General features: G+C 69.2%; 23 protein-coding genes. 18 read left to right on the top strand and 5 right to left on the bottom strand.

Annotation, left to right across the window (positions count from 1 at the left end; translation table 11 throughout):
- The first annotated feature begins 675 nt into the window (after nt 1–675).
- Complete coding sequence (locus tag E3O62_RS05800; protein WP_134395504.1) at nt 676–1047, top strand: VOC family protein; 372 nt, start codon at nt 676–678, stop codon at nt 1045–1047.
- A 131-nt stretch (nt 1048–1178) separates the two neighbouring features.
- Here the strand turns inward: E3O62_RS05800 and E3O62_RS05795 are convergent, their stop codons facing one another.
- The 5 genes from E3O62_RS05795 to E3O62_RS05775 form a co-directional block, all read right to left on the bottom strand.
- Nucleotides 1179–1811, bottom strand: coding sequence for an NUDIX domain-containing protein (locus tag E3O62_RS05795; protein ID WP_241973341.1), 633 nt, complete (start codon nt 1809–1811; stop codon nt 1179–1181).
- A 76-nt stretch (nt 1812–1887) separates the two neighbouring features.
- Complete coding sequence (locus E3O62_RS05790) at nt 1888–2298, bottom strand: flagellar assembly protein FliW (protein WP_134395503.1); 411 nt, start codon at nt 2296–2298, stop codon at nt 1888–1890.
- Nucleotides 2295–3188: a flagellar hook-associated protein FlgL gene (flgL, locus tag E3O62_RS05785; protein ID WP_134397842.1), complete on the bottom strand. Its 894-nt coding sequence runs from the start codon at nt 3186–3188 to the stop codon at nt 2295–2297. Before flgL ends, E3O62_RS05790 begins: the two co-directional genes overlap by 4 nt.
- A gap of 3 nt (nt 3189–3191) precedes the next feature.
- Nucleotides 3192–4658 (bottom strand): flagellar hook-associated protein FlgK, encoded by a 1467-nt coding sequence (flgK, locus tag E3O62_RS05780; RefSeq protein ID WP_134397841.1) that lies wholly within the window; start codon nt 4656–4658, stop codon nt 3192–3194.
- A gap of 10 nt (nt 4659–4668) precedes the next feature.
- Nucleotides 4669–5154: a flagellar protein FlgN gene (locus tag E3O62_RS05775; RefSeq protein WP_134395500.1), complete on the bottom strand. Its 486-nt coding sequence runs from the start codon at nt 5152–5154 to the stop codon at nt 4669–4671.
- A gap of 441 nt (nt 5155–5595) precedes the next feature.
- Here E3O62_RS05775 and E3O62_RS05770 point away from each other — a divergent pair, with 441 nt between their 5' ends.
- The 17 genes from E3O62_RS05770 (at nt 5596) to E3O62_RS05690 (ending at nt 20113) form a co-directional block, all read left to right on the top strand.
- Nucleotides 5596–6444 carry a sigma-70 family RNA polymerase sigma factor gene (locus E3O62_RS05770; protein ID WP_134395499.1) on the top strand — a complete coding sequence of 283 codons (849 nt, stop codon included), beginning with the start codon at nt 5596–5598 and terminating at the stop codon, nt 6442–6444.
- A gap of 84 nt (nt 6445–6528) precedes the next feature.
- Complete coding sequence (locus E3O62_RS05765; RefSeq protein WP_134397840.1) at nt 6529–7659, top strand: flagellin; 1131 nt, start codon at nt 6529–6531, stop codon at nt 7657–7659.
- A 156-nt stretch (nt 7660–7815) separates the two neighbouring features.
- Entirely contained in the window at nt 7816–9198 is a 1383-nt protein-coding gene (fliD, locus tag E3O62_RS05760; protein ID WP_134395497.1) for a flagellar filament capping protein FliD, read from the top strand.
- Between the two features lie 2 nt (nt 9199–9200).
- A complete protein-coding gene (gene fliS / locus E3O62_RS05755) occupies nt 9201–9638 on the top strand; it encodes a flagellar export chaperone FliS (protein WP_174720112.1) in 438 nt (145 codons plus the stop codon).
- The gene (locus tag E3O62_RS05750) at nt 9631–9978 is read left to right on the top strand and encodes a hypothetical protein (RefSeq protein WP_134395496.1); all 348 of its coding nucleotides are present in this window, start codon (nt 9631–9633) and stop codon (nt 9976–9978) included. The genes fliS and E3O62_RS05750 overlap by 8 nt, the downstream gene beginning before the upstream one ends.
- 263 nt (nt 9979–10241) lie before the next feature.
- Complete coding sequence (locus E3O62_RS05745) at nt 10242–10583, top strand: flagellar basal body protein (RefSeq protein ID WP_134395495.1); 342 nt, start codon at nt 10242–10244, stop codon at nt 10581–10583.
- The gene (locus E3O62_RS05740) at nt 10583–10975 is read left to right on the top strand and encodes a flagellar basal body rod protein FlgC (RefSeq protein WP_104099363.1); all 393 of its coding nucleotides are present in this window, start codon (nt 10583–10585) and stop codon (nt 10973–10975) included. Before E3O62_RS05745 ends, E3O62_RS05740 begins: the two co-directional genes overlap by 1 nt.
- Entirely contained in the window at nt 10975–11307 is a 333-nt protein-coding gene (gene fliE / locus E3O62_RS05735; RefSeq protein ID WP_174720111.1) for a flagellar hook-basal body complex protein FliE, read from the top strand. Before E3O62_RS05740 ends, fliE begins: the two co-directional genes overlap by 1 nt.
- Nucleotides 11307–12902 carry a flagellar basal-body MS-ring/collar protein FliF gene (fliF, locus tag E3O62_RS05730; RefSeq protein WP_134397839.1) on the top strand — a complete coding sequence of 532 codons (1596 nt, stop codon included), beginning with the start codon at nt 11307–11309 and terminating at the stop codon, nt 12900–12902. Before fliE ends, fliF begins: the two co-directional genes overlap by 1 nt.
- Nucleotides 12899–13918: a flagellar motor switch protein FliG gene (gene fliG, locus E3O62_RS05725; protein ID WP_134397838.1), complete on the top strand. Its 1020-nt coding sequence runs from the start codon at nt 12899–12901 to the stop codon at nt 13916–13918. Before fliF ends, fliG begins: the two co-directional genes overlap by 4 nt.
- A complete protein-coding gene (locus E3O62_RS05720; protein WP_134395492.1) occupies nt 13908–14552 on the top strand; it encodes a FliH/SctL family protein in 645 nt (214 codons plus the stop codon). The genes fliG and E3O62_RS05720 overlap by 11 nt, the downstream gene beginning before the upstream one ends.
- Complete coding sequence (locus E3O62_RS05715) at nt 14549–15886, top strand: FliI/YscN family ATPase (protein ID WP_370448427.1); 1338 nt, start codon at nt 14549–14551, stop codon at nt 15884–15886. Before E3O62_RS05720 ends, E3O62_RS05715 begins: the two co-directional genes overlap by 4 nt.
- Complete coding sequence (locus E3O62_RS05710; protein WP_134397837.1) at nt 15886–16326, top strand: hypothetical protein; 441 nt, start codon at nt 15886–15888, stop codon at nt 16324–16326. The genes E3O62_RS05715 and E3O62_RS05710 overlap by 1 nt, the downstream gene beginning before the upstream one ends.
- Entirely contained in the window at nt 16323–16991 is a 669-nt protein-coding gene (locus E3O62_RS05705; RefSeq protein WP_134397836.1) for a C40 family peptidase, read from the top strand. Before E3O62_RS05710 ends, E3O62_RS05705 begins: the two co-directional genes overlap by 4 nt.
- Nucleotides 16988–18361 (top strand): flagellar hook-length control protein FliK, encoded by a 1374-nt coding sequence (locus E3O62_RS05700; protein ID WP_198413764.1) that lies wholly within the window; start codon nt 16988–16990, stop codon nt 18359–18361. The genes E3O62_RS05705 and E3O62_RS05700 overlap by 4 nt, the downstream gene beginning before the upstream one ends.
- 73 nt (nt 18362–18434) lie before the next feature.
- Nucleotides 18435–18887, top strand: coding sequence for a flagellar hook assembly protein FlgD (locus E3O62_RS05695; RefSeq protein ID WP_370448890.1), 453 nt, complete (start codon nt 18435–18437; stop codon nt 18885–18887).
- A 53-nt stretch (nt 18888–18940) separates the two neighbouring features.
- Nucleotides 18941–20113, top strand: a complete 1173-nt coding sequence (locus tag E3O62_RS05690; protein WP_134395488.1) for a flagellar hook protein FlgE — start codon at nt 18941–18943, stop codon at nt 20111–20113.
- Nucleotides 20114–20135: the final 22 nt, after the last annotated feature.

Genomic DNA, 20135 nt, shown 5'->3' with positions numbered 1-20135 from the left:
CCGGATCGCATCGAAGTGACGACCCAGGCTCTCTAGCTGCTCACAATAGGAGGGCTTCATGAGACACACGTTACGGGTGACCACTGACATTCGAGGCCCAGATCGGCACTCGCCAGCGCCCTGTGGATAACTTGATCACACCCGCATTGTGGAGGAGCAGAGCAACGCGCCCTGGGCCCGCTGCGGGCATCCGCTACTGGGCCGGCGGCACGCATCCGTCGTCACGTAGGCGCGGCAATTTTTCGGTAAACGCCTGGTGCGGCGCCTGCCGAAGCGGCGTGTCGGGAGAATCTCCGCAGTTAGCGAATTCGACCGCGACGGATGCCCGGCGAACCTCCGGACGTCGGCGCACCGGGTCTCGACAAGCTCGACCACCGGGCCGACCACCGGGGCTGGCCGTCGGAAACGGCTCTTCACTCGGGCGGGCCTTCGGCGTATGTTTAAGGCGGAAAAAGCGAAAAGTCAACGCCCGCCGGGGTGGTCAACCTACCTCTGCTGGGCGAGGAGTTCCGGCCACGATTCGCGCTCACCGCTTCACCGACAGTCGGCACTCCGCCTCGGAAGCACGCCCTGATCGACATCCAGTGCGGCGCGGGATGCCCGATACGCGGCGGCTTCGACGTCTACCCCTCCACACGCCACGAATCACCTGCACCACCAAGGAGGCGTTTCACAATGCTGAAAGAACTGCACACCGTGTTACCGGCGGCGGACCTCAAACGAGCTCAGTCGTTCTACCACGACGCGCTCGGCCTCGACCCCGACGAAACCCATGAGGGAGTCCTCGTGTACCACGTCGGGTCGGGATCGGTCTTCGAGATCTACGAGACCAGTAACGCCGGCACGGCCCAGAACACCCAGATGGGCTGGATCACGGATGACCTCGACGCCGAGATGAACACGCTCCGCGAACGCGGAGTCGTCTTCGAGGAATTCGACATCCCCGACATGAAGACGGTGCACGGGGTCGTCACGGCCGACGACATGAAATCGGCCTGGTTCCGCGACTCCGAAGGCAACTTCATCTGCATCTCGCAGACGATCTAGCCACCCCAGTCACCCCACTCACCGATCCCGGGCGGCGCGGAGGCGCCGCCCGGTCCCTCACTCGGCCGTCGTGCTCGGCGCGTGCTCGGCCGTCGTGCTCGGCGCGTGCTCGGCGCGTGCCCGGCGCGTACTCAGTGCGGGCCCAGCCGGTGTGCCAATTCGCGAAGCACCACGGCAAGGCGGTCGTCGAAATCCTGCGGGACCTGCTGCGGCAGGGCATCCGTCGGCCACCAGGCGACGTCTTCGCTCTCGTGGCTCGTCACGGGCATCGCATCGGCCTGTGCGACGGCCGCGAAACCGATGTCCCAGTGCGTGGTGCAGCGCTCGAACCGCGAACTGAGCGCGTGCCGGTGCAGGTCGACCGGCAACGGGTCGCTGGTCCCGGCGACGAATCGGCCGCTGAGAGGACTGAGTTCGGCGATGCCGCTTTCTTCGCGGGCCTCGCGCACGGCGGCCGCGGCCACGGAGAGGTCGGATGCCTCGATGTGCCCGCCGAGTTGCACCCAGAACCGGCCCTTTTTATGGAAGCAGAGCAGCACGCGACTCAGGTCCGGAGTGAAGACGAAGCAACTCGCGGTCAGATGCTCGGCGCCGCCGTCGCGGTCGAGCGCAGAACCGCGGCCCGCCCGCACGAAGCCGATATATTCGCTTCGCAACCGGGCCTGGGCCGGGTCGACCGGCATCCAGCCGGCCAGGAGCGTCTCAACGTCGAGTGCTGCGGGGAGGTGGTGTGCGCCGGAATGCAGATCGATGCCCTGGGTCATATCCGAAGGCTATCCGCCGGGCGACACCCCGCAGTGCAGCCACTCGGTCGCCAAGCCGGCAGGGTGAGCCGTCCGGTCAGGCCGAGCGGGCACCCAGCTCGGCGCGGAGCGGCCAGTCCTGGCCGTCGAGGATGATCTGCGCCGAACGACCGGTGGCGGCATTAACGACGATCGGCGCCATCAGGTTCACGGTCGTTCCGTCCTCGCCGGGGTTCGTCACCACGAGCAGCAGCGCGTCATCCGGCCCGGTCAGGTCGAGCGCTGCCGCGTGCTCGTCGCTGATCACGGGGGAGTAGTCGGGCAGGTAGACGGACGCGTCGAGCACGAACAGACGGGTTCGCTGGTCCTCTGCGGACTGCAGCGAGAACAGGCCGTCGGCGCCGGGAATCTCGGTCAGGCTGAACTCGGTCAGCGGGTCCAGCCCGGGCGGCGGGGACACGAAGCTCAGGGCGGCGGTCACGGTGCCGGCGGTCGAAACGGCGCTCATCGAAGGAAGTCCATCAGCGTCGGCTGGAGCACCCGTGCGGTGACCGACAGGGCCGCCTGGTAGGTGACCTCCTGCAGTTTCAGGTCCAGGATGGCCTGGCCGAGGTCGATATCCTCGATTCCGGCCCGCTGGGCCTCGAGATTTCCTTTGTGCTGCACGAGTGCTTCCCCGGCTTTCTGGATCTGGGCCTGGCGCACACCGACGTCGGTCTGCGCCGTGAGCACGGCCTTCATTCGAGAGTCTACGGCGGCCAGGTGGGTGCCGGCATTCGTGCGCCCGGTGCGAAGGTCGTTGGCGATGACGCCGATCAGGGCGAAGACCGAGTCTGTACCCGTGCCGAAGATGGCGGCGCCGTCGGCGTCGACCCTCACGGTGGTGTCCGCGCCGATACGGCGGTCGACGCTCGCGGTTGCGGTGCCCGTGAAGGTGAAGTCGGGGTCGGCCCGGAAGGCGAGCCCGGCATCCGAATTCCCGGCGAAGACGCTGCGGCCCAGGTAGTCGGCGTTCGCCTGCGCGAGTAGGTTCTGGGTGAGGCCGTCGAGGCGGGCCGCGATGGCCTCCTTCGCGGCGGGGGAGAGGGCGCCGTCGTTGGCACCCTGCACGGTCAGGTCGCGCACCTGGTTCAGCAGGTTCGTGGCCTCGGCCAGTGCCGTGCTGGCGGTGGTGAGCCAGCCGTCGCCGTTGTCGGCGTTGCGGGCGTACTGCGTGACCGCGCGCTGCTCGGCGCGCACGGTGAGGGAATCGGCGGCCCGAGCGGGGTCGTCGGAGGGGCGGGCGATGGCCTTCAGCGAGGTGGCCTGCTCCTGCAACTGCGCCATCCGGGCGAGGTTGGCCTGCAGATTGGTCTGCGCGGAGCGCATCTGGGTCTGGGAGCTGACGCGGGCGATCATGGGTTACCTTCCCACCAGTCCGGTGCGGTTGATCAGGGTGTCGAGCATTTCGTCCACGGCGGTCAGCACCCGGGCGGCGCCCTGGTAGGCGTGCTGGAACATAAGCAGGTTGACGTTCTCCTCGTCGAGATCGACGGAGGAGTTCGAGAGCTGAGCGCCCACCGCGGCGGTCGAGGTGAGGTCGGCGAGGGATGCCTGGCGCAGCTCGTTCTTCGTGGTCACGGCCAGCGAGGTGACAACGTTCGACCAGTCGGTGCTGGGAGACCGCACCGGGTCGCCGGCAGCGTCCACGGCCGTGCCGGCGCCGAGCTGGGCGATCCTGTCCGCCATAGAGCCGTCGAGGGCGCCGTTCGCGGTGAGCCCGGTTGAGAGCTCGGCGGCGTTCGTCGGCAGGACGAACAGGCCCAGCGCGGCCGGTCCCGTGCCCGCCGAGCCGAAGAAGTCGCCCCGGCGGGTTGAGTTGTCGCCGGTGGAGTAGATCGCGTTGACCTTCGCGGCCAGGCCCGTGGCGAAGGAGTCGTATGCCGCCGCGGCTTCGGCGAGGGCGCCGCCAGTGCCGGCGGCATCCGCTCGAGTGAGCAGGGAGAGCGCACCGGCCAGTTCGCCGCCATCGATGGCGATCGTGCCGGCGCGGTCGGCCCACTCCACCCGTACCGGGTCGGTGACGCCGACCGGGCTGGTGAGGCCGTTCGGGCCGTCGAGGGTGCGAACGCCGCGGGCGACGAGCGGGCGGGCGGTGTCGCCGGTGACCAGCGCGTTTCCGCCCACGAGCACATCGACGGTGCCGTCGGTGCGGTTGACGACGGTGCCGCCGGTGAGGGCGGCCAGGGTCGTAATGAGACCGCTGCGCTGGTCGATCAGCTCGTTGGCGTTTCCGCCGCCCGCAATCGACTGACGGATGCGGGCGTTCAGCTCGGCCACCTGGCCGGCCGCGCCGTTGATCTCGGCGACCATGGTGTCCACGCTCTCGCGCTCGGACGACCACTTTGCGGCGACAGCCTGGTAGCCCTGCCTGATCTGGGTGGTGACGGCGCCGGCCTGGGCCAGCAGCACCCCGGCGGGCGCGGTCTCGCCGGCGGCGTTGGCCACGTCGTGCCAGCCGGCCCAGAACTCCTGCAACTGGGCGGAGAGCCCGTTCTCGCCGGGCTCCTTCAGCGAGGCCTCGACGGCGCTCAGCGCGTTCGCCCGCACTGCGGAGTATCCGGCGACCGCGGCGGTGCCGCGCACCTGGGCGTCCAGCGACGCGCTGCCGAGGCGGGCGATTCCGTCGACGCTGACACCCTGGCCGGGGCGCACCCCGGAGTTCATCAGGCCCACACGGGTCGAGGCGTCCACCGCGGAGGTCGTCACCCGCTGCCGGGTGTACCCCTCCGTGTTCGCGTTGGCGATGTTCTGGCCCACGACGTCGAGACCCTGCCGGGCGGCGACCAGGCCGGTGTAGGCGGTGTTGAGGCCTCCGAAGGTGCTCATCGCGGCATCCTCACAGAATCTGGTCGAAAAGTCGGGAGCCGGTGGGGCGCGCACCGGCGGCCCCGGTGGCGTCATACGTCTGGGTGTTCGCGCGCACGTCGGCGAGGGTCTCCTGGCCGGAGCGGGCGGCGGAGCGCAGCAGCTGCTCGTTGGCGTCGCGCAGTTCCCTGATCTGGGTGGTCAGTTCACCCATCGCCTTGAGGTGTGCGGCCATGATCTCGGACCACGGGCCGGCGGGGGCGTGAGCGACGAGCTCGCGCAGGGTGGCGTCTTCGGCCGTTCCCCAGTCACAGGCGACGGCGGCAACCTCGACCGAGCGGGCGAGGCCGGCATCCCGAACGTGGCCGAGCACCTGCTCGACCTCACGGGTGCCCTGCTGCAGCCAGCGGGTCTTGCCGTTGGTCAGCAGCAGCTGTTCCTCGTCGAGTTTGAAGACGAGCAGTTCGAGGAGCTCCCGCTCGCGCCACAGCAACGCTGATAGTTCATTGGCGCCCACGTCTCCTCCAACTGCCTGTCGTCTGGTGCGGCCGGTCCGCGCGGATTCGCGCAGCTCAACGGCTTGTTACCACGACTATCGGCAGGTGACGGACCCCGGTTAGCCACGGTGTGGATTCAGACTGCCAGCCGAGACTGAAGGTGTCCACTAAAGGGAGGACATGATTCCGGCGGACACCGGATGCCTGACCCCCGTTTCGGGGTGATCCGCCCCGATGTGGGGGTGCCTGGCCCCGTTGTGGGGGCGCCGTTGCGCATTCGGCCACCCACCGCGCCTTTACGTTTTAACCACGGCCAGAAGTTCTGTGGCCTGGGCCCCGAACCCCTGCGTCACATTCTCGCTTTCTCGCAACGTCCCCGTGCCTACCCGGCCACTCGTTCGACCAGGCCCTTGCCTGATCGTTCGGGACAATTCAGGTATCAAGCACTCAGGGAGTTCCGTGTGAATCGGGCAGAACGCAATCAGTTGGTGATCGACAACCTCCCGCTCGTCGGCTACCTCGTTTCCGAAACCTGGGCCAAGGCCCGGCACCTTTCCCGCGACGACCTGGCCTCGGCCGGAGCTCTCGCCCTGATCACCTCGGCGGATGCCTTCAACGCCGACCTCGGTGTTCCGTTCGGAGCGTTCGCACGGCGCCGCATCATCGGCGCCTTCGCCGACGAGATGCGCTCCAACGACTGGGCCACCCGGATGGCCCGCCGCCGCATCAAGGAGACCCGTGCCGTTCAGCAGACGCTGGCCGGCGCCCTTGGCCGAGCGGCATCCGTCGACGAGGTCGCCGCCGCCCTCGGCGTGGACCGGGAGACCGCGATCGCCGGCCTGGCCGACTCGGAGCGCACCGTGTCGACCCTCGACGACGCGACCGCCGAGTTCCTGGTCTCCGGCACCGAACTCCCCGGCGACTCGCTGCTCTCCGCCGAGCGCCTGGCCTACCTGCACGCCGCCATCGCGGCACTGCCGGAGAAGATGCGCGTGATCGTGCAGCAGGTCTACTTCGACGACCGCTCGGTCAAGGAGATCGCTGCCGAGCTGGGGATCACCCACTCGGCGGTGTCTCAGCAGCGTGCGGAGGCCATCCGTCTGCTCCGCGACGGCCTGGGCACGCACTACGCCGACGACGCCGAGGCGGAATACGTGCCCGAGTCCCGCATCGCGCCGGCCCGCCGAAGCGCCTACCTCGCCCGGCTCGCCGACCAGGCCATGTTCGGCCTCGCCACCGCGAGCGGGGTGGCGTACGCCGCCGGGTCGACCGAATCAGACACCCGGGAATTTTTTTCGATCAACGGCTAACGCGGTCTCAGCAGAGGCCGATAGCTCACTGTGTCAGGCCATGGATGGCCAGACGTACACCACCCAATCACGGAGGATTTCATCATGGGTATGCAGATCAACACCAACCTCGCGGCCAACAACACGTACCGCAACCTGGCCGCCACGCAGAACGACATGTCCAAGTCCCTGGAGAAGCTGTCCAGCGGCCTCCGCATCAACCGCGCAGCGGATGACGCGGCCGGCCTGGCCATCTCCGAGGGCCTCAAGTCGCAGGTCGGTGGCCTCACGGTCGCCAGCCGCAACGCCCAGGACGGCATCTCGGTCATCCAGACCGCGGAAGGTTCCCTGAACGAGGTGCAGTCGATTCTGCAGCGCGTTCGTGACCTCGCCGTTCAGGCTGGTAACGACTCCAACAACGCCGACTCACGCAAGGCGATCGGCACCGAGGTCAACGCACTGACCAAGGAACTGACCCGCATCAGCGAGGGCACGAACTTCAACGGCACGCAGCTCCTCGACGGCTCCAAGGCATCGCTGAGCTTCCAGGTCGGCGCGAACAGCGGTGTCAGCAGCCAGATCGCCGTCAACCTGAGCGGTGCGAACGTTGCCGTCATTGGCAAGGGACTCGATGCATCCAACGTCGGTACCTCCTTCAACACCCCGGTAGGAGCCACGAACGTACCGGTGTCATTCTCGGTGACCAACGGTGCCGCCGTAGCGACCGTTACGACTGGCAATGTCACGTTCGGGACCACGGCCGTTTCCGCCGCCGCCGCCCTAAACGCCGATTCAGTCTTCAGCAAGGCGCTGACTGCTTCCGTTGACGAGACCGGCCAGTTGAACGTGAAGTCGCTCACTGGAGGACTCATTGCCGAAACCACCACGGTAGCAACGCTCGGCACTCCCGCCACAACGCAGAGCACAATCGGTGGACTCGACTTCAGCTCGGCAAAGGGTGCTGCCGCATCCATCGCCATGCTGGACAAGCAGATCACGAATGTCTCCACGGCCCGCGCTTCGCTCGGTGCCGACCAGAACCGGTTCGAGAGCGTCATCAAGAACCTGGCCGTCTCCAAGGAGAACCTCACCGCTGCCGGCTCGCGTATCCGCGACACCGACATGGCCGAGGAAATGGTCAAGTACACCCGTTCCAGCATCCTCTCGCAGGCCGGTACCGCCATGCTCGCGCAGGCCAACCAGTCCGCTCAGGGCGTGTTGTCGCTGCTCCGCTAACCCTGAGTAGCTGAACCTTTCGGGCAACCGCACGGTGAACTATGGCTGGTGGTGACCTAAGAGATGAACTGGACCTCATCCCTCGGCCGCCACCAGCCATTCACGTATACACCCGCACCATCCGGCTTGATCGCAGAAACGTAAGGAGGGAAAGACATGACGAACGCCATCGACGGACTCGTCTCCGGGCTCGACACCACCTCCCTGATCAACTCCCTGATGCAGGTCGAAGCCGTTCCGCAGACGCTGCTGAAGGCCAAAGTCTCCTCGTCGCAGAACCTGATCTCGGCGCTGCAGGGCCTCAACACCCAGATCGCCGGCCTGGCCGATCTGGCAGGCAAGGCCGCGAAGCCGGCCGCCCTCGACCTTTATTCGGCAACCAGTACCTCGCCCACCGTCACGACGGTGGTCTCGGCCAACGCCAGCGCCGGCCAACTCGACGTCGTCGTCACCGACCTCGCTCGCAGCCAGGTCGGCGTCTCCGCGGCCATGACCGCCTGGCCCGCCGACCCGACCGTGCTGACCATCGTCTCCGGCGGTGTCACGACCGAGATCTCCGCCAGCTCGACCTCTCTCGACGCCGTCGCCACGGCCATCAACGCCGCCGGCACCGGGGTTACCGCCACGAAGGTCGCGTCCGGAGTGGATGCCGGCGGCGTCGCCCAGTACCGGCTCCAGTTCACCGGGAATGACTCCGGTGCGGCCAAAGCCTTCACGGTCTATCAGGGCACCGCCGCCGAGGTCACGGCGAACACCGCGCCCGACCTGCTGGCCGCCGCGGGTGCCGCCGTCATCCGCACCGCCCAGGACGCCAGCGTCACCCTGTGGGCCGGCACCGCCGCAGCCCAGACGATCACCTCGGCCACCAACACGTTCGCGAACCTGCTGCCCGGCGTCGCGATCACGGTATCCGCCGTCTCCGTTGACCCCGTCACCATCACAGTCGCACGTGACGACGCGCAGATCGGCTCCCTGGCCTCGGGTCTGGTCAGCTCCCTGAACGGCGTCTTCGCCCTGATCTCCACCAAGTCCGCGGTCGTCAACAGCACCAACGCGTCGGGGGCCGCCGTGTTGTCGGCCGGCATCTTCACCAGCGACAGCACCGTGCGCGACGTGAAGCAGCGCATTCTCACAGCCGCCTCGGCACCGATCAACGGGCACTCGCCGTCGGAGTACGGCATCAGCATCACCCGATCCGGCACCATGGAGTTCGACGCGGCCAAGTTCGCCGCGGCCCTCGCCAAGGACCCGGTGACCGTCAAAGCAGCAGTGCAAGAGATCGCGACCCGCGTCGCAGCAGCGGCGTCATCGGCCTCGGACAAATACGACGGTCAGATCACCGCGAAGATCACCGGTCAGCAGTCCACGGTCAAGAACCTCGGCGACCGCATCGCCGACTGGGACCGCAGCCTGGCCACCCGCCGAGCGACCCTGCAGAGCACCTACACCGCACTGGAAACCCAGCTCAGCGCCCTGAAAGCACAGTCCTCGTGGCTGAGCGCCCAGGTTGCCGGGCTCCCGACCTCGAGCACAGGATGATGATGGCTGTTATGAGCATGATGGGTGGGGCACAGGCCCGGCGCGCACAGTTGAACCGCGAAGCGGTGCTCTCGGCCACGCCGGTGCGCCTGCTGACGATGCTCTACGACCGGTTGCTGCTCGACCTCGGCCGCGCCGAGATCGCCCAGAACATCGAGGACTGGGCCGTCGCCTCGGAGCACCTCCTGCACGCCCAGGCGATCGTCTCCGAACTGTCGACCTCGCTCAACGTGGAGGCCTGGGAGGGCGGCGAGGGTTTGTTCGCCCTCTACACCTACGTGTCCAACGCGTTGATGAGCGCCAACATCCATCGGGATGTCGCCCGCACCCGGGAGGCCATCGCCCTGCTCGAGCCGCTGCGGCAGACCTGGCACGAAGCGGCCGAGCTGCTACCGGCCCAGAGCGCAGCGCGTGCCGGTGGGGAGTACGGACTTGCCTAGGGTTCTGCTCGACACCCACGAATCCGCCAGCGACCGCCAGGAGTGGCTGGACGTGCTCGACCAGCTCGAGTCGAGCCTCGGCTCGGGGGCCCGCGACGCCGTGCTGGCCGGCCCGGGGGAGCGCTTCTCCACCGGCGTGCAGTGGCGTGCGCCCGAACACCTGGGCCAGTTGCCCGCCGACCTCGAGACGCGCGCCCGGCGCCTGCTCTCCGGCCAGCTCGAACTGATCAGCGAGATCGAGGATGCCCGGCGCTCCGCCGGCGTGCACCTCGCCGCCGTGCGCACCATCATCTCGGCCCAGCACACCGACCAGGCCGTCTACCTCGACATAGCCGGCTGACTGCCCGCCCACCTCGCGCCCGTTGCCGGCTACCGCCGATGCGGGCCAACTGTTGCCCGCGCGGACATTTGTTGCCCGCGCACGGGCAACAGTTGTCCGTTTCGACGACAGTTGCGGGGTTCCGCTCGAAAAGGTGAGGAAAGAAGTTCCGCGACAACTCCTTACGCGCCTCGGCCACCGGCCGATAGCTAGGAGCGAGCAGGGATTGCTCGACCACAGGCCACGGATCGGCCGCCCTCGTTTTGCCGACGAATCGGGTATCCGTGCTTGAATCCGTGACCATGACGGCGCTCTCCAGCGCACTGGACGGGCTTGCCCTGCGCCAGCGCACCATCGCGAACAACATCGCGAACGTGAACACGCCGAACTACCACGCCAAGCGTGTGGCGTTCGAGGATGCCCTGGCGCAGTCTGTGCAGGCCGGCAGCGGCAGCACCGTCGCCACCACCGCCAGCTCCCTCGAGCCCACCCGCCTCGACGGCAACAACGTCAACCTCGACACCGAGACCCTCTCCAACATCGACACCGTGCTGCGGTACCAGTTCGCGGCGCAGGCCGTCAACGGACCGTTCACGGCCATGCGCTCCGCGATGCGGACCAGCTGATGACCCTGGACGCCATCGGGATTGCCGGCAGCGGTCTCACCCTGCACCGCAAATGGCTCGACGCCGTTGCGGACAACATCGCCAACGCCAACACGGTCACCGCCACCGACGGTGACGCCTTCCAGGCGCGCTACATCGTCGCCCAGGCCGGCCAGGGCACCACCGGCGCCTATGCGGCCGGGACGGCGCTCGGCGACGCCGAGGGAATCCTGACCTTCGACCCGAGCAACCCACTCGCCGACGAGGCCGGCTACGTGCGCCGCCCGGACGTCGACATGGCCGAGCAGATGGGCGCGCTGATCATGGCGCAGCGCGGCTACCAGGCCAACGCCGCCGTCGTCGACCGTGCCAAGACGACCTACGAAGCCGCACTCCAGATTGGACGCTCCTGATGACCATCGGTTCGATCAACCCGATCCAGTCCGTGACCGGCACGGGATACCTCACCGGCGTGCAGGGCATGCAGGGGGTGCAGGGAACCCCGGGGAGCCAGGGCACCGACGGTTCGGCCTTCGGCAGCGCCCTGGTCGGCGCCGTCGACAATTTGCAGCAGCTGCAGGCCACCTCCAACAGCCTTGCGGTACAGGCCGTGACCGGAAACCTGACCGACATCCACTCGGCCACCCTGGCCTCGACCCGCGCCCAGGTCACCCTCGAACTCGTGGCCGCCGTGCGCAATAAGGGTGTCGACGCGTTCAACGAGATCATGAGGATGCAGGCCTGATGCCGCGCCCGATCACGTCGGCCTTCGCACGCCTCGGCCAGAGCATCCGGTCCTTTTCCGTCGCCCAGCGCACGGTCGCCATCATCGGCGTCGCCGTGCTTGCCCTGGGCATCGCCGCCCTGAGCATGTGGGCCACCAAGCCGGCCTTCACGCCCCTGTTCTCCGGGCTGAGCGGTGCCGACGCGAATACCATCGTCGAGCAGCTGCGCACCGACGGCGTCGCCTACGAGCTCAGCGACGGTGGCGCGACGATCCTGGTGCCGCAGCAGAACGTCTACGACGAGCGCCTCAAGGCCGCCGCGGCCGGCCTGCCGTCCTCCAGCACGGGCGGCTACGGGCTGCTCGACACCATGGGTGTCACCTCCAGCGAGTTTCAGCAGTCGGTCACCTACAAGCGGGCGCTCGAGGGCGAACTCGCCAACACCGTCAAGGCCATGAAGGGCGTCAAGAACGCCTCAGTGCGCCTGGCGATCCCCGAAGAGACCGTGTTCGCGTCGGAGCAGAGCGACCCCACGGCATCCGTCTTCGTGGAGACGGCCACCGGTAGCACCCTGAACGCCGACCAGGTGCAGTCCATCGTGCACCTCACCTCGGCCTCCATCGCCGGGATGGCACCCACCGACGTGGCCGTCATCGACTCCACGGGTGTCGTGCTCTCGGCGGTCGGCGTGGGAGCGACCGGATCCGCCGACCAGCAGGCCGGCGCCTACGAGGACCGCGTGCGGGGGGCCGTGCAGGCCATGCTGGACAAGGTCGTCGGGCCCGGCAACGCCACCGTCGTCGTGGCCGCCGACATGAGCTACCAGTCGGCCCAGCGGGTCGAGGAATCGTTCACCACCCCGACGGATGCCCCGGCCCTCAACGAGGCCGTCAAAACCGAGTCGTACACGGGATCCGGCGGCTCCGCGGCCGGCGTCCTCGGCCCGGACAACATTGCCGTCCCGGCGGGCACCGAGGGCGATGGAACCTTCACCTCTGAGGACACCACCAAGAACAACGCGGTCAACAAAGTCACCGAGACCCGCACCATCCCGGCGGGGGAGATCAACCGGCAGACGGTCTCGGTGGCCGTGAACGCCGACGTCGTGGGCCAGCTCAACGTCGCCGACGTCACCTCACTGGTGGCCTCGGCCGCCGGCATCGACGCGCAGCGCGGCGACGCGGTCACCGTCGAGGTCGTCAGCTTCAACGGCGGCGCGGCAGAGGATGCCGCCGCGGCCCTCGCGGCGGCCGAAGCCGCGGCCGCCGCCGACCGGTTCGCAGAGATCATGCGCATCGCCATCGTCACCGCGGGGATTGTCATCACTTTCGTGCTGGGGCTCATCCTTTATGCGCGTCGTTCGCGCCGCCAGAGCCGCGAGTCCATCGAGCTTGACGAAATGATGGAGGTCCGGCCCGCGCTGTCCGCGCCGGAGATGCCGTTCCCGCTGAGTGCCCCGATCGCGCCGATCATGATCGACCCCACCCCGACCGTGGCCTACCTGCCGCCGACCTCCGACCGGATGCGGGTGGAGATCGACGCACTCGCTCAGCGTGACCCCGCGAAGACCGCGGAATACCTCCGCGGCCTGATGGATGACCGGCAGCCCGCATGATCGACGCCCAGCCGGCCCTGACCGGCACCCAGAAGGTCGCCGTGGTGTTGATGAGCATGGAGCACCAGCGCGCAACCGAAGTGATGAAACAGTTCACCGAGGCCGAGGCGGCCGATATCGCCGCGGAGATGGTGCAGTTGCGCCGGGTCGACCCGGAAGTGACCGAAACCACCGTTCTGGAGTTCCACGAACTCACCGTCAAGGGTGCCCGCACCCGGCGGGGCGGTCACGCCTACGCGATCGGACTGCTTGAGGCATCCTTCGGCGCGGAACGAGCGGCCGGCGTCATGGTCAAGGTGGCCTCGTCGATGGCCGGCAAGGCCTTCGAGTTTCTCGACGCCGCCGAGCCGCTGCAGATCCTCACCCTGCTTGACGGCGAACTGCCCCAGACCATCGCGCTCGTGCTCGCGCACCTGCGCCCCGGTCATGCCTCCGCCGTTCTCGGCGGCCTCGACGCCGACCTGCGCGCGGAGGTGGCGCAGTGTATCGCCGGCATGGGCACGGCCACCCCCGAGGCCGTGCGCGTGGTCACCGAGACCCTCAAGGCCCGGGTTGGCGCCGTCGCCTCCTCCCGCGACTCCGTGGAGATCGTCGGCGGCATCCAGCCGCTCGTCGAGATCATCAATCGGGCCGATGTGGCCACCGAACGCGCCCTTCTCGAAGCCCTCGATGCGCGCGATCCGGCCCTGGCCGAAGAGGTCCGGTCACGGATGCTGACCTTCGCCGACATCGTCAAACTCGAAAACCGAGACGTGCAGCAGGTGCTCCGCGGCATCGACGCGGGCATCCTCGCCATCGCCATGAAGGGCTCCGCGGACGCTGTCGTCTCGATCATTCGCACCAACCTGTCCGAGCGCAATCGGGAGATCCTCGACGACGAGGTCAAAGCCATGGCGCCCGTGCGGGTGTCGCAGGTCGAGGAAGCGCGCGCCGCGATCGTGCGGGCCATCCGCGACCTCGAGGCGCAGGGGAGCATCACCGTGCAGCGTGCCGAGGAGGACGACTATGTTGTTTGACGCAGCGACCGCCCGGTCGAACTTCTCCGCCGTGACCTTCCCCAGCCTGCAGGGCGAGCGGGACGCCGGCGACGACGCCTCCCGGGCCCGGGGGCACGCCGCCGGCTACACCGCGGGACTCCGGGCGGCTGCCGCCGAGGTGGACGGCCGGATCGCGCGGCTCGACGCCGAGCAGGCCGCCGCCGGTGCCATCGGCCAGGCGCGGATCGACCGGGCGGTCGCCCTGCTGGGTGCCGCCGCCGTCGCGCTGCACGAGCGCACCGTTCCGGTGATCCAGGAGGCGGAGGACACCCTTGTCGCGACCGCGCTGGAACTGGCCGAGGCGATCCTCGGCTACTCACTCGGCGACGCCGACGCCTCGGCGCGGGCCGCACTGGCCCGCGCCCTCGCGACCGGAGCGACCGGAGCGACCGGCACACGCGAGACCGGTCGCCCGCACTCCGTGCGGATGAACCCCGCCGACCTTGCTCTGATCGACCTGATCACCCGCGCGGATGCGGGCGTGGACTTCACGGCCGACGCCGACCTCTCCCGCGGCGACGCGATCGCCGAGTTCCCCGATGGATTCCTCGACGCCCGGATCGGCACCGCGCTGACCCGCGCGAAGGCCGCGCTCACCGGAGCCCGGTCGTGACCCTGGCGCAGGCCCCCGCCTGGCGTCCGCGCGCGGGAAAGATCCGCTCCGCCCTCGACGCCGCCCGGCCCCAGCGGGTGGGCGTCGTCTCGTCGATCGTCGGTCTCGGTCTGGAGGTGCGCGGGCTCAATTCCGCGATCGGCGATCTGGTCACGGTCGGCGACGGTGGGGAGATCGACGCCGAGGTGGTCGCCACGACGCAGGGCGGCATCCGGTGCATGCCGCTGGGCCGGATGACCGGTATTCGGATTGGCGCGCCCGTGCGCTCGGACGGAACCCCGCACCTCGTGCCCACCGGCGCCGGCCTGTTCGGGCGCGTCATCGACGGCCTCGGCCGGCCCATCGACGGCAAGGGTCCGATCTCCGGTGCCCGGTTCGTCGGCCTCGACCACGACAGCCCCTCCGCGATGGCCCGCTCCCGCATCCAGACGCCGCTCCAATTGGGTGTGCGCGTGCTCGACACCCTCACCACCGTCGGGAAGGGGCAGCGGATGGGCCTGTTCGCCGGCTCCGGCGTCGGCAAGTCCTCGCTGCTTTCGATGATCGCCCGCGGCACCGACGCGGAGGTCTCGGTCATCGCCCTGGTGGGGGAGCGCGGCCGCGAGGTGCGCGAATTCCTTGAAGACGACCTCGGCCCCGAGGGGCTCGCCCGTTCGATAGTGGTCGTGTCCACCTCCGACGAACCGGCCATGATGCGGCTGCGCGCCGCCTTCCTGGCCACCCGGATCGCCGAGTCGTTCCGTGACGACGGAGCCGACGTGATGCTGATGATGGATTCACTCACCCGGGTGGCGATGGCCCAGCGCGAGATCGGCCTCTCGGTCGGCGAACCCCCCGCCACCCGTGGTTATCCGCCCTCGACCTTCTCCCTGCTCGCCCGCCTGCTCGAGCGGGCCGGCACCGACGAAACCGGCTCGATCACGGGCGTCTACACGGTGCTCGTCGACGGCGACGACCACAATGAACCGATTGCGGATGCCGCCCGCTCGATCCTCGACGGACACGTCGTACTCGACCGCAAACTAGCCGTCCTCGGCCATTTCCCCGCTGTCGACGCTCTCTCCTCGATCTCCCGCGTCGCCTCCCGGGTCAACAGCCCCGAGCAGAACCAGGTCGCCGGCCTGTTGCGCCGGGTGCTTGCCGCACGCCGCACCGCGCAGGACCTGCTCGACGTCGGCGCGTACCGGCGGGGCACGAACCCGCTGGTCGACGCCGCCGTCGACAACGAGGGTGCCATCAACGCGTTCCTCCAGCAGCGCATGGACGACCAGACCTCGGCCCCGCTCGCTTGGGACCAACTCACGACACTGACTCGAACGCTGGGGGCGCTCTGATGAAACGCACATTCGCTTTGGCCGGGCTCCTCCGGCTGCGGCACCTGCAGCAGGACCAGGCCGCCGGCGACCTGGCCCAGGCCAACGCCGTCGTTCAGGCGAACGCGGCTCGCCGGGCCGCGGCCAGGGCCACCCTGCAGCACACGCCGAGTCTGGCCAGCGGGGCGGACACGCTGTCGGCGATCGCCTCCGCCCGCGCCTCGGCGCACAGCATGTTGGCCGACATGGAGGCCCTCGCCCGCAACTACCAGGTTGCCGTCGGCGAGGCGCAGGTCGCCTTCGACGCGACCCGTGCCGATACGGTGCGGTTGGAGAAGCTCGAGGGCCGGCACGGAGCCCAGGTCGCGGCCGATGACCTGCACCGCGAACAGACCATTCTCGACGAGATTGCGTCGACCGGCTGGCACCGCAACCGGGGCGCGGGCGGTGACCCGCGATGACCATGATCGCGGCGATGAGCCGGGTCAGCGAGATCCAGGCGACACTCGTACAGCTCTCGGCCGGGGCGAACGCCCACAAGGCCCAGGCCACCGCCGGTGCGGGCGCGAGCACCTCGGCGAACACGTTCGCCGACGCCCTCGCGTCGGCGTCGGGCGCCGCCGCGGTCCGCCCGGTGGCACCGAACCCGGGTGGTGCCACCGGCACCGACGTGGTCGACGCCGCGAAGAAGTACCTGGGCGTGCCCTACGTCTTCGGCGGTGAAGACGCCAGCGGCATGGACTGTTCCGGGTTGGTGCAGACCGTGTATGCCGAAATGGGCATAGACGTGCCGCGCCTCGTGTCGGGCCAGATGACGATCGGAACCGAGGTCGGTTCCCTCGCCGAGGCCAAGCCCGGTGACCTGATCGTCACCGGCGGCGGCGAGCACATCCTGATTTACGCCGGCGACAACAAGGTCATCCACGCGCCCTACGAGGGCCGCACGGTCTCTCTGGTCGAGGCCTACATGGACGACTCTGAGATCGACACCATCCGCCGTGTGATTCCGGATGCCCCGGCCGCCACCGCGAGCCCGGCGTCCTCAAGCACGGCCTCTGCGTCGTCAGGCGCCGGCAGCCAGCTCAGCGCCGCACTGGCCTCATTCATGAACGGAGCCTCCCGATGAGCGCCACGTCCGTCCGACTGGCGCCGGCGCCCCACACCGGGGCGCTGGCATCCGCGTCCTCATCCACCGCGCCCTCATCCGCCTCGTCCGCCGCCTCTTCCTCGGGATCGCGTGGCCCGCTGGGTGCCCGCCCGGGCGCCGGCTCATTCGCGTCCGTGCTGCAGGGCACCCTCGCACCTCCGCACACCTCCGCGACCGCGTCTCCGCCGGGATCCGCGCCAACCTCGTCCCGGGTTCCCGAGCCGACCTCGGAGCGCACCGCCGAACCGGTCCCCGGACCGGCCACTGATCTGAGGGACGCCCTGAGCGGCGCGGCGCCGGCCCCGGAGCACCAGCAGCCGAGCGCTATCCTGCCTCCCGCCGGGTTCAGCCTCCCGCCACTGCCGACCGGTGCGACAGCCACCGGGGCGAAAGCCACCGGAGCCGACAGTGCTGCCCTCGCCGACTCCGTCGGGACCGAGGCCGTGACCATCCCGACCGCCGCCACTGCCGCCGCCGCTTCCACCATTGCTGCCACCGACTCCGACTCCGAAGCCGACTCCACGGAGACGTCCGCCGCAGACTCCGACACTTTCACCGCAGCGAACGCCGCTGGCGGGAGTGCGCTTCCGGCCGAGGCTCTCGCTGCCCCGATGCCGGTGCCACCGGCCGCCGGGACGGCATCTTCCGCCGGAGCGACCGTCGCCGGCACGGCGCCCACGGGCCTCACGGCGCCCACGGGCCTCACGGCGCCCACCGGCCTCGGCGCGGTCGCAGGGACATCCGGTGCCGGTGACCGTGCGGCCACCGTGAACCCGAACCAGGCCGAAGCCCCGGCGCCCACCGCCTTGCTCGTGCCTCCCGGCACCCCGGCCACGGCGGCAACCCCGGCCGCCGCCCCCCCTGTGCCGCCCGGCGCCCCGGCCCCGGCAGCACCGCCCGCGCCACTGGCCGGCCAGGTGTCCCGACCCCTGTTCACCCTGGTGGGCGCCGCCAACGGCGAGCACGTGATGACCATCAGCGTGAGACCCGACAATCTGGGCCCGGTCACCGTGCGGGCCCACGTGCGTGGGGAGCACATCCGGGTCGAACTGTTCGCGCCCACGGACCTGGCCCGAGAGGCGCTCCGGACCATCCTGCCCGACCTGCGCCGGGACCTGTCGGGGGGCGGGCTGAACGCCCAGCTCACCCTGTCGGCCGACGCCCGCGCCTCGGACCCCTCGGCCTCCCGACAGGGCGGACCCGACGCCCGCCAGGAGCGGCCGGCCGAAGACGACAGGGCGACCCGAGGCGACCGTGCGGCCGGCCGCGCCACCGACCGTGCCGCCGACCTCAGACTGTCTTCCCTGCGCGCCGCCGGCTCACACACCACCATCGACGTTCTCGCCTGACCTGCTACCACTCCAGACCCCACCGACACCGACCCCACCGACACGGACCCCACCATCCCAGAAGAGAGACCCTTTGACCATCGACGCAGTGGCAGTAGCCGCCCCGGCCGGGATGTACTCGACCGCCCCCGTGCGCGCCCCGAAACAGACCCTGGATTCCGAGGCGTTCATGTCGTTGCTGGTCACCCAGCTGCGTAACCAGGATCCCAGTTCGCCCATGGACACCAACCAGATGATCTCTCAGACCACGCAGCTGGCCATGATGGAGAAGCTCGCGGCGCTCTCAACGACCGCCGACGAGAACTTCTCCCTGCAGATGCGCGTTGCCGCAGCGGCCCTGGTCGGACAGGACGTCACCTTCACGCGGGCCGACGGCACCGTGGGCACCGGTACCGCCTCGAGCGTCTCCTACGCCGGGGCCGTTCCCCAGGTCACCGTCGACGGGACCCTCGTCGCCCTCGACCTGGTGACCGGCGTCACCTCGGGCGCGAGCGCCGCCGGCACCACCCCCGGCCTCTCCGCCTGACCCGCACCTCACATCCGTTCTCGTTCTCGTTTCCCACCGAAAGGCAGCACCCCATGCTTCGCTCCCTGTACTCCGGCATCTCCGGCCTCCGCTCGCACCAGACCATGCTCGACGTCACCGGCAACAACATCGCCAACGTCAACACCACCGCGTTCAAGGCGTCGGCCGTACAGTTCCAGGACACCCTTTCGCAGCTGAAGCAGGGTGCGGGCGGCCCCCAGGAGCAGGTGGGCGGCACGAACCCGGCCCAGGTCGGGCTCGGCGTGCAGGTGGCCGGGATCGCCACGAACTTCTCCCAGGGCTCCGCGCAGTCCACCGGGCGGGCCACCGACATGGCGATCTCCGGCGACGGGTTCTTCGTCACCCAACTGGCTGGCGAGACGCTCTACAGCCGTGCGGGAGCCTTCGACTTCGACGCCGAGGGTCGCCTGGTCTCCCCGGACGGTGCGATCGTGCAGGGCTGGAACGGCGCCAACGGGCAGATCAACGAGGGTGGCCCGGTGGGCAACATCACCCTGCCGCTGCAGGCCATGATCCCGGCGAAGGCAACCGGTGGCGTCACCATGGTCGGAAACCTGCCGGCGGATGCGGCGGCAGGCTCCGACATCGTGCGCGACGTCAAGGTCTACGACGCGCTGGGTGCCGCCCGTACCCTGTCGGTCACCTTCACGCGTACGACCACCGGCTGGACCGCGAGCGGCACCGACGCGGTGGGTACCGGCTCCGCGGCCTTGACCCTCGACGCAGAAGGTGTGCTCACGCCAACCGGTCCGTTCATCGTGAACGACGTCACAGTGAATCTGACCGCCCTGACCGGGCAGGCGGGCCTGAGCACGGCCACGATCAGCAGCCAGGACGGTTCCACGGCGGGTTCCCTCCAGTCCTTCACCCTCGGCAAGGACGGAACCCTGGTGGGCCTGTTCAGCAACGGCAGCCAGACAGCCATCGCCCGCATCGCCCTGGCCACCTTCACCAACCCGGGCGGCCTCGAGAAGTCCGGTTCCTCGGCCTACCGCGCCACCTTCAACTCGGGCCAGGCGGCTCTCGGCGCCCCCGGTGACGGCGGCCTCGGCTCGCTCAGCGGCGGCACCCTCGAAATGTCCAACGTCGACCTGTCGCAGGAGTTCACCAACCTGATCGTCGCCCAGCGCGGCTTCCAGGCGAATGCGCGCATCATCACCACCTCCGACGAGGTGCTTCAGGAGCTCACCAACCTGAAGCGGTAGCACCTACGCCGATAAGCAGCGT

This window comes from Cryobacterium sp. TMT2-15-1 (assembly GCF_004402345.1).
In the GTDB taxonomy this organism is placed as follows: Bacteria; Actinomycetota; Actinomycetes; order Actinomycetales; family Microbacteriaceae; genus Cryobacterium; species Cryobacterium sandaracinum.
The sequence above is the reverse complement of the archived record's forward strand: the minus strand, read 5'-3'. Positions and strand labels throughout refer to the sequence as shown.

What these genes read in the sequence shown, in the direction of transcription:
- E3O62_RS05800 (WP_134395504.1), top strand. Translation starts at nt 676, where the DNA reads ATGCTGAAAGAACTGCACACCGTGTTACCGGCGGCGGACCTCAAACGA.
- E3O62_RS05795 (WP_241973341.1), bottom strand. Translation starts at nt 1,811, where the DNA reads ATGACCCAGGGCATCGATCTGCATTCCGGCGCACACCACCTCCCCGCA.
- E3O62_RS05790 (WP_134395503.1), bottom strand. Translation starts at nt 2,298, where the DNA reads ATGAGCGCCGTTTCGACCGCCGGCACCGTGACCGCCGCCCTGAGCTTC.
- flgL (WP_134397842.1), bottom strand. Translation starts at nt 3,188, where the DNA reads ATGATCGCCCGCGTCAGCTCCCAGACCCAGATGCGCTCCGCGCAGACC.
- flgK (WP_134397841.1), bottom strand. Translation starts at nt 4,658, where the DNA reads ATGAGCACCTTCGGAGGCCTCAACACCGCCTACACCGGCCTGGTCGCC.
- E3O62_RS05765 (WP_134397840.1), top strand. Translation starts at nt 6,529, where the DNA reads ATGGGTATGCAGATCAACACCAACCTCGCGGCCAACAACACGTACCGC.
- fliD (WP_134395497.1), top strand. Translation starts at nt 7,816, where the DNA reads ATGACGAACGCCATCGACGGACTCGTCTCCGGGCTCGACACCACCTCC.
- fliS (WP_174720112.1), top strand. Translation starts at nt 9,201, where the DNA reads ATGGCTGTTATGAGCATGATGGGTGGGGCACAGGCCCGGCGCGCACAG.
- E3O62_RS05740 (WP_104099363.1), top strand. Translation starts at nt 10,583, where the DNA reads ATGACCCTGGACGCCATCGGGATTGCCGGCAGCGGTCTCACCCTGCAC.
- fliE (WP_174720111.1), top strand. Translation starts at nt 10,975, where the DNA reads ATGACCATCGGTTCGATCAACCCGATCCAGTCCGTGACCGGCACGGGA.
- fliF (WP_134397839.1), top strand. Translation starts at nt 11,307, where the DNA reads ATGCCGCGCCCGATCACGTCGGCCTTCGCACGCCTCGGCCAGAGCATC.
- fliG (WP_134397838.1), top strand. Translation starts at nt 12,899, where the DNA reads ATGATCGACGCCCAGCCGGCCCTGACCGGCACCCAGAAGGTCGCCGTG.
- E3O62_RS05720 (WP_134395492.1), top strand. Translation starts at nt 13,908, where the DNA reads ATGTTGTTTGACGCAGCGACCGCCCGGTCGAACTTCTCCGCCGTGACC.
- E3O62_RS05710 (WP_134397837.1), top strand. Translation starts at nt 15,886, where the DNA reads ATGAAACGCACATTCGCTTTGGCCGGGCTCCTCCGGCTGCGGCACCTG.
- E3O62_RS05705 (WP_134397836.1), top strand. Translation starts at nt 16,323, where the DNA reads ATGACCATGATCGCGGCGATGAGCCGGGTCAGCGAGATCCAGGCGACA.
- E3O62_RS05700 (WP_198413764.1), top strand. Translation starts at nt 16,988, where the DNA reads ATGAGCGCCACGTCCGTCCGACTGGCGCCGGCGCCCCACACCGGGGCG.
- E3O62_RS05690 (WP_134395488.1), top strand. Translation starts at nt 18,941, where the DNA reads ATGCTTCGCTCCCTGTACTCCGGCATCTCCGGCCTCCGCTCGCACCAG.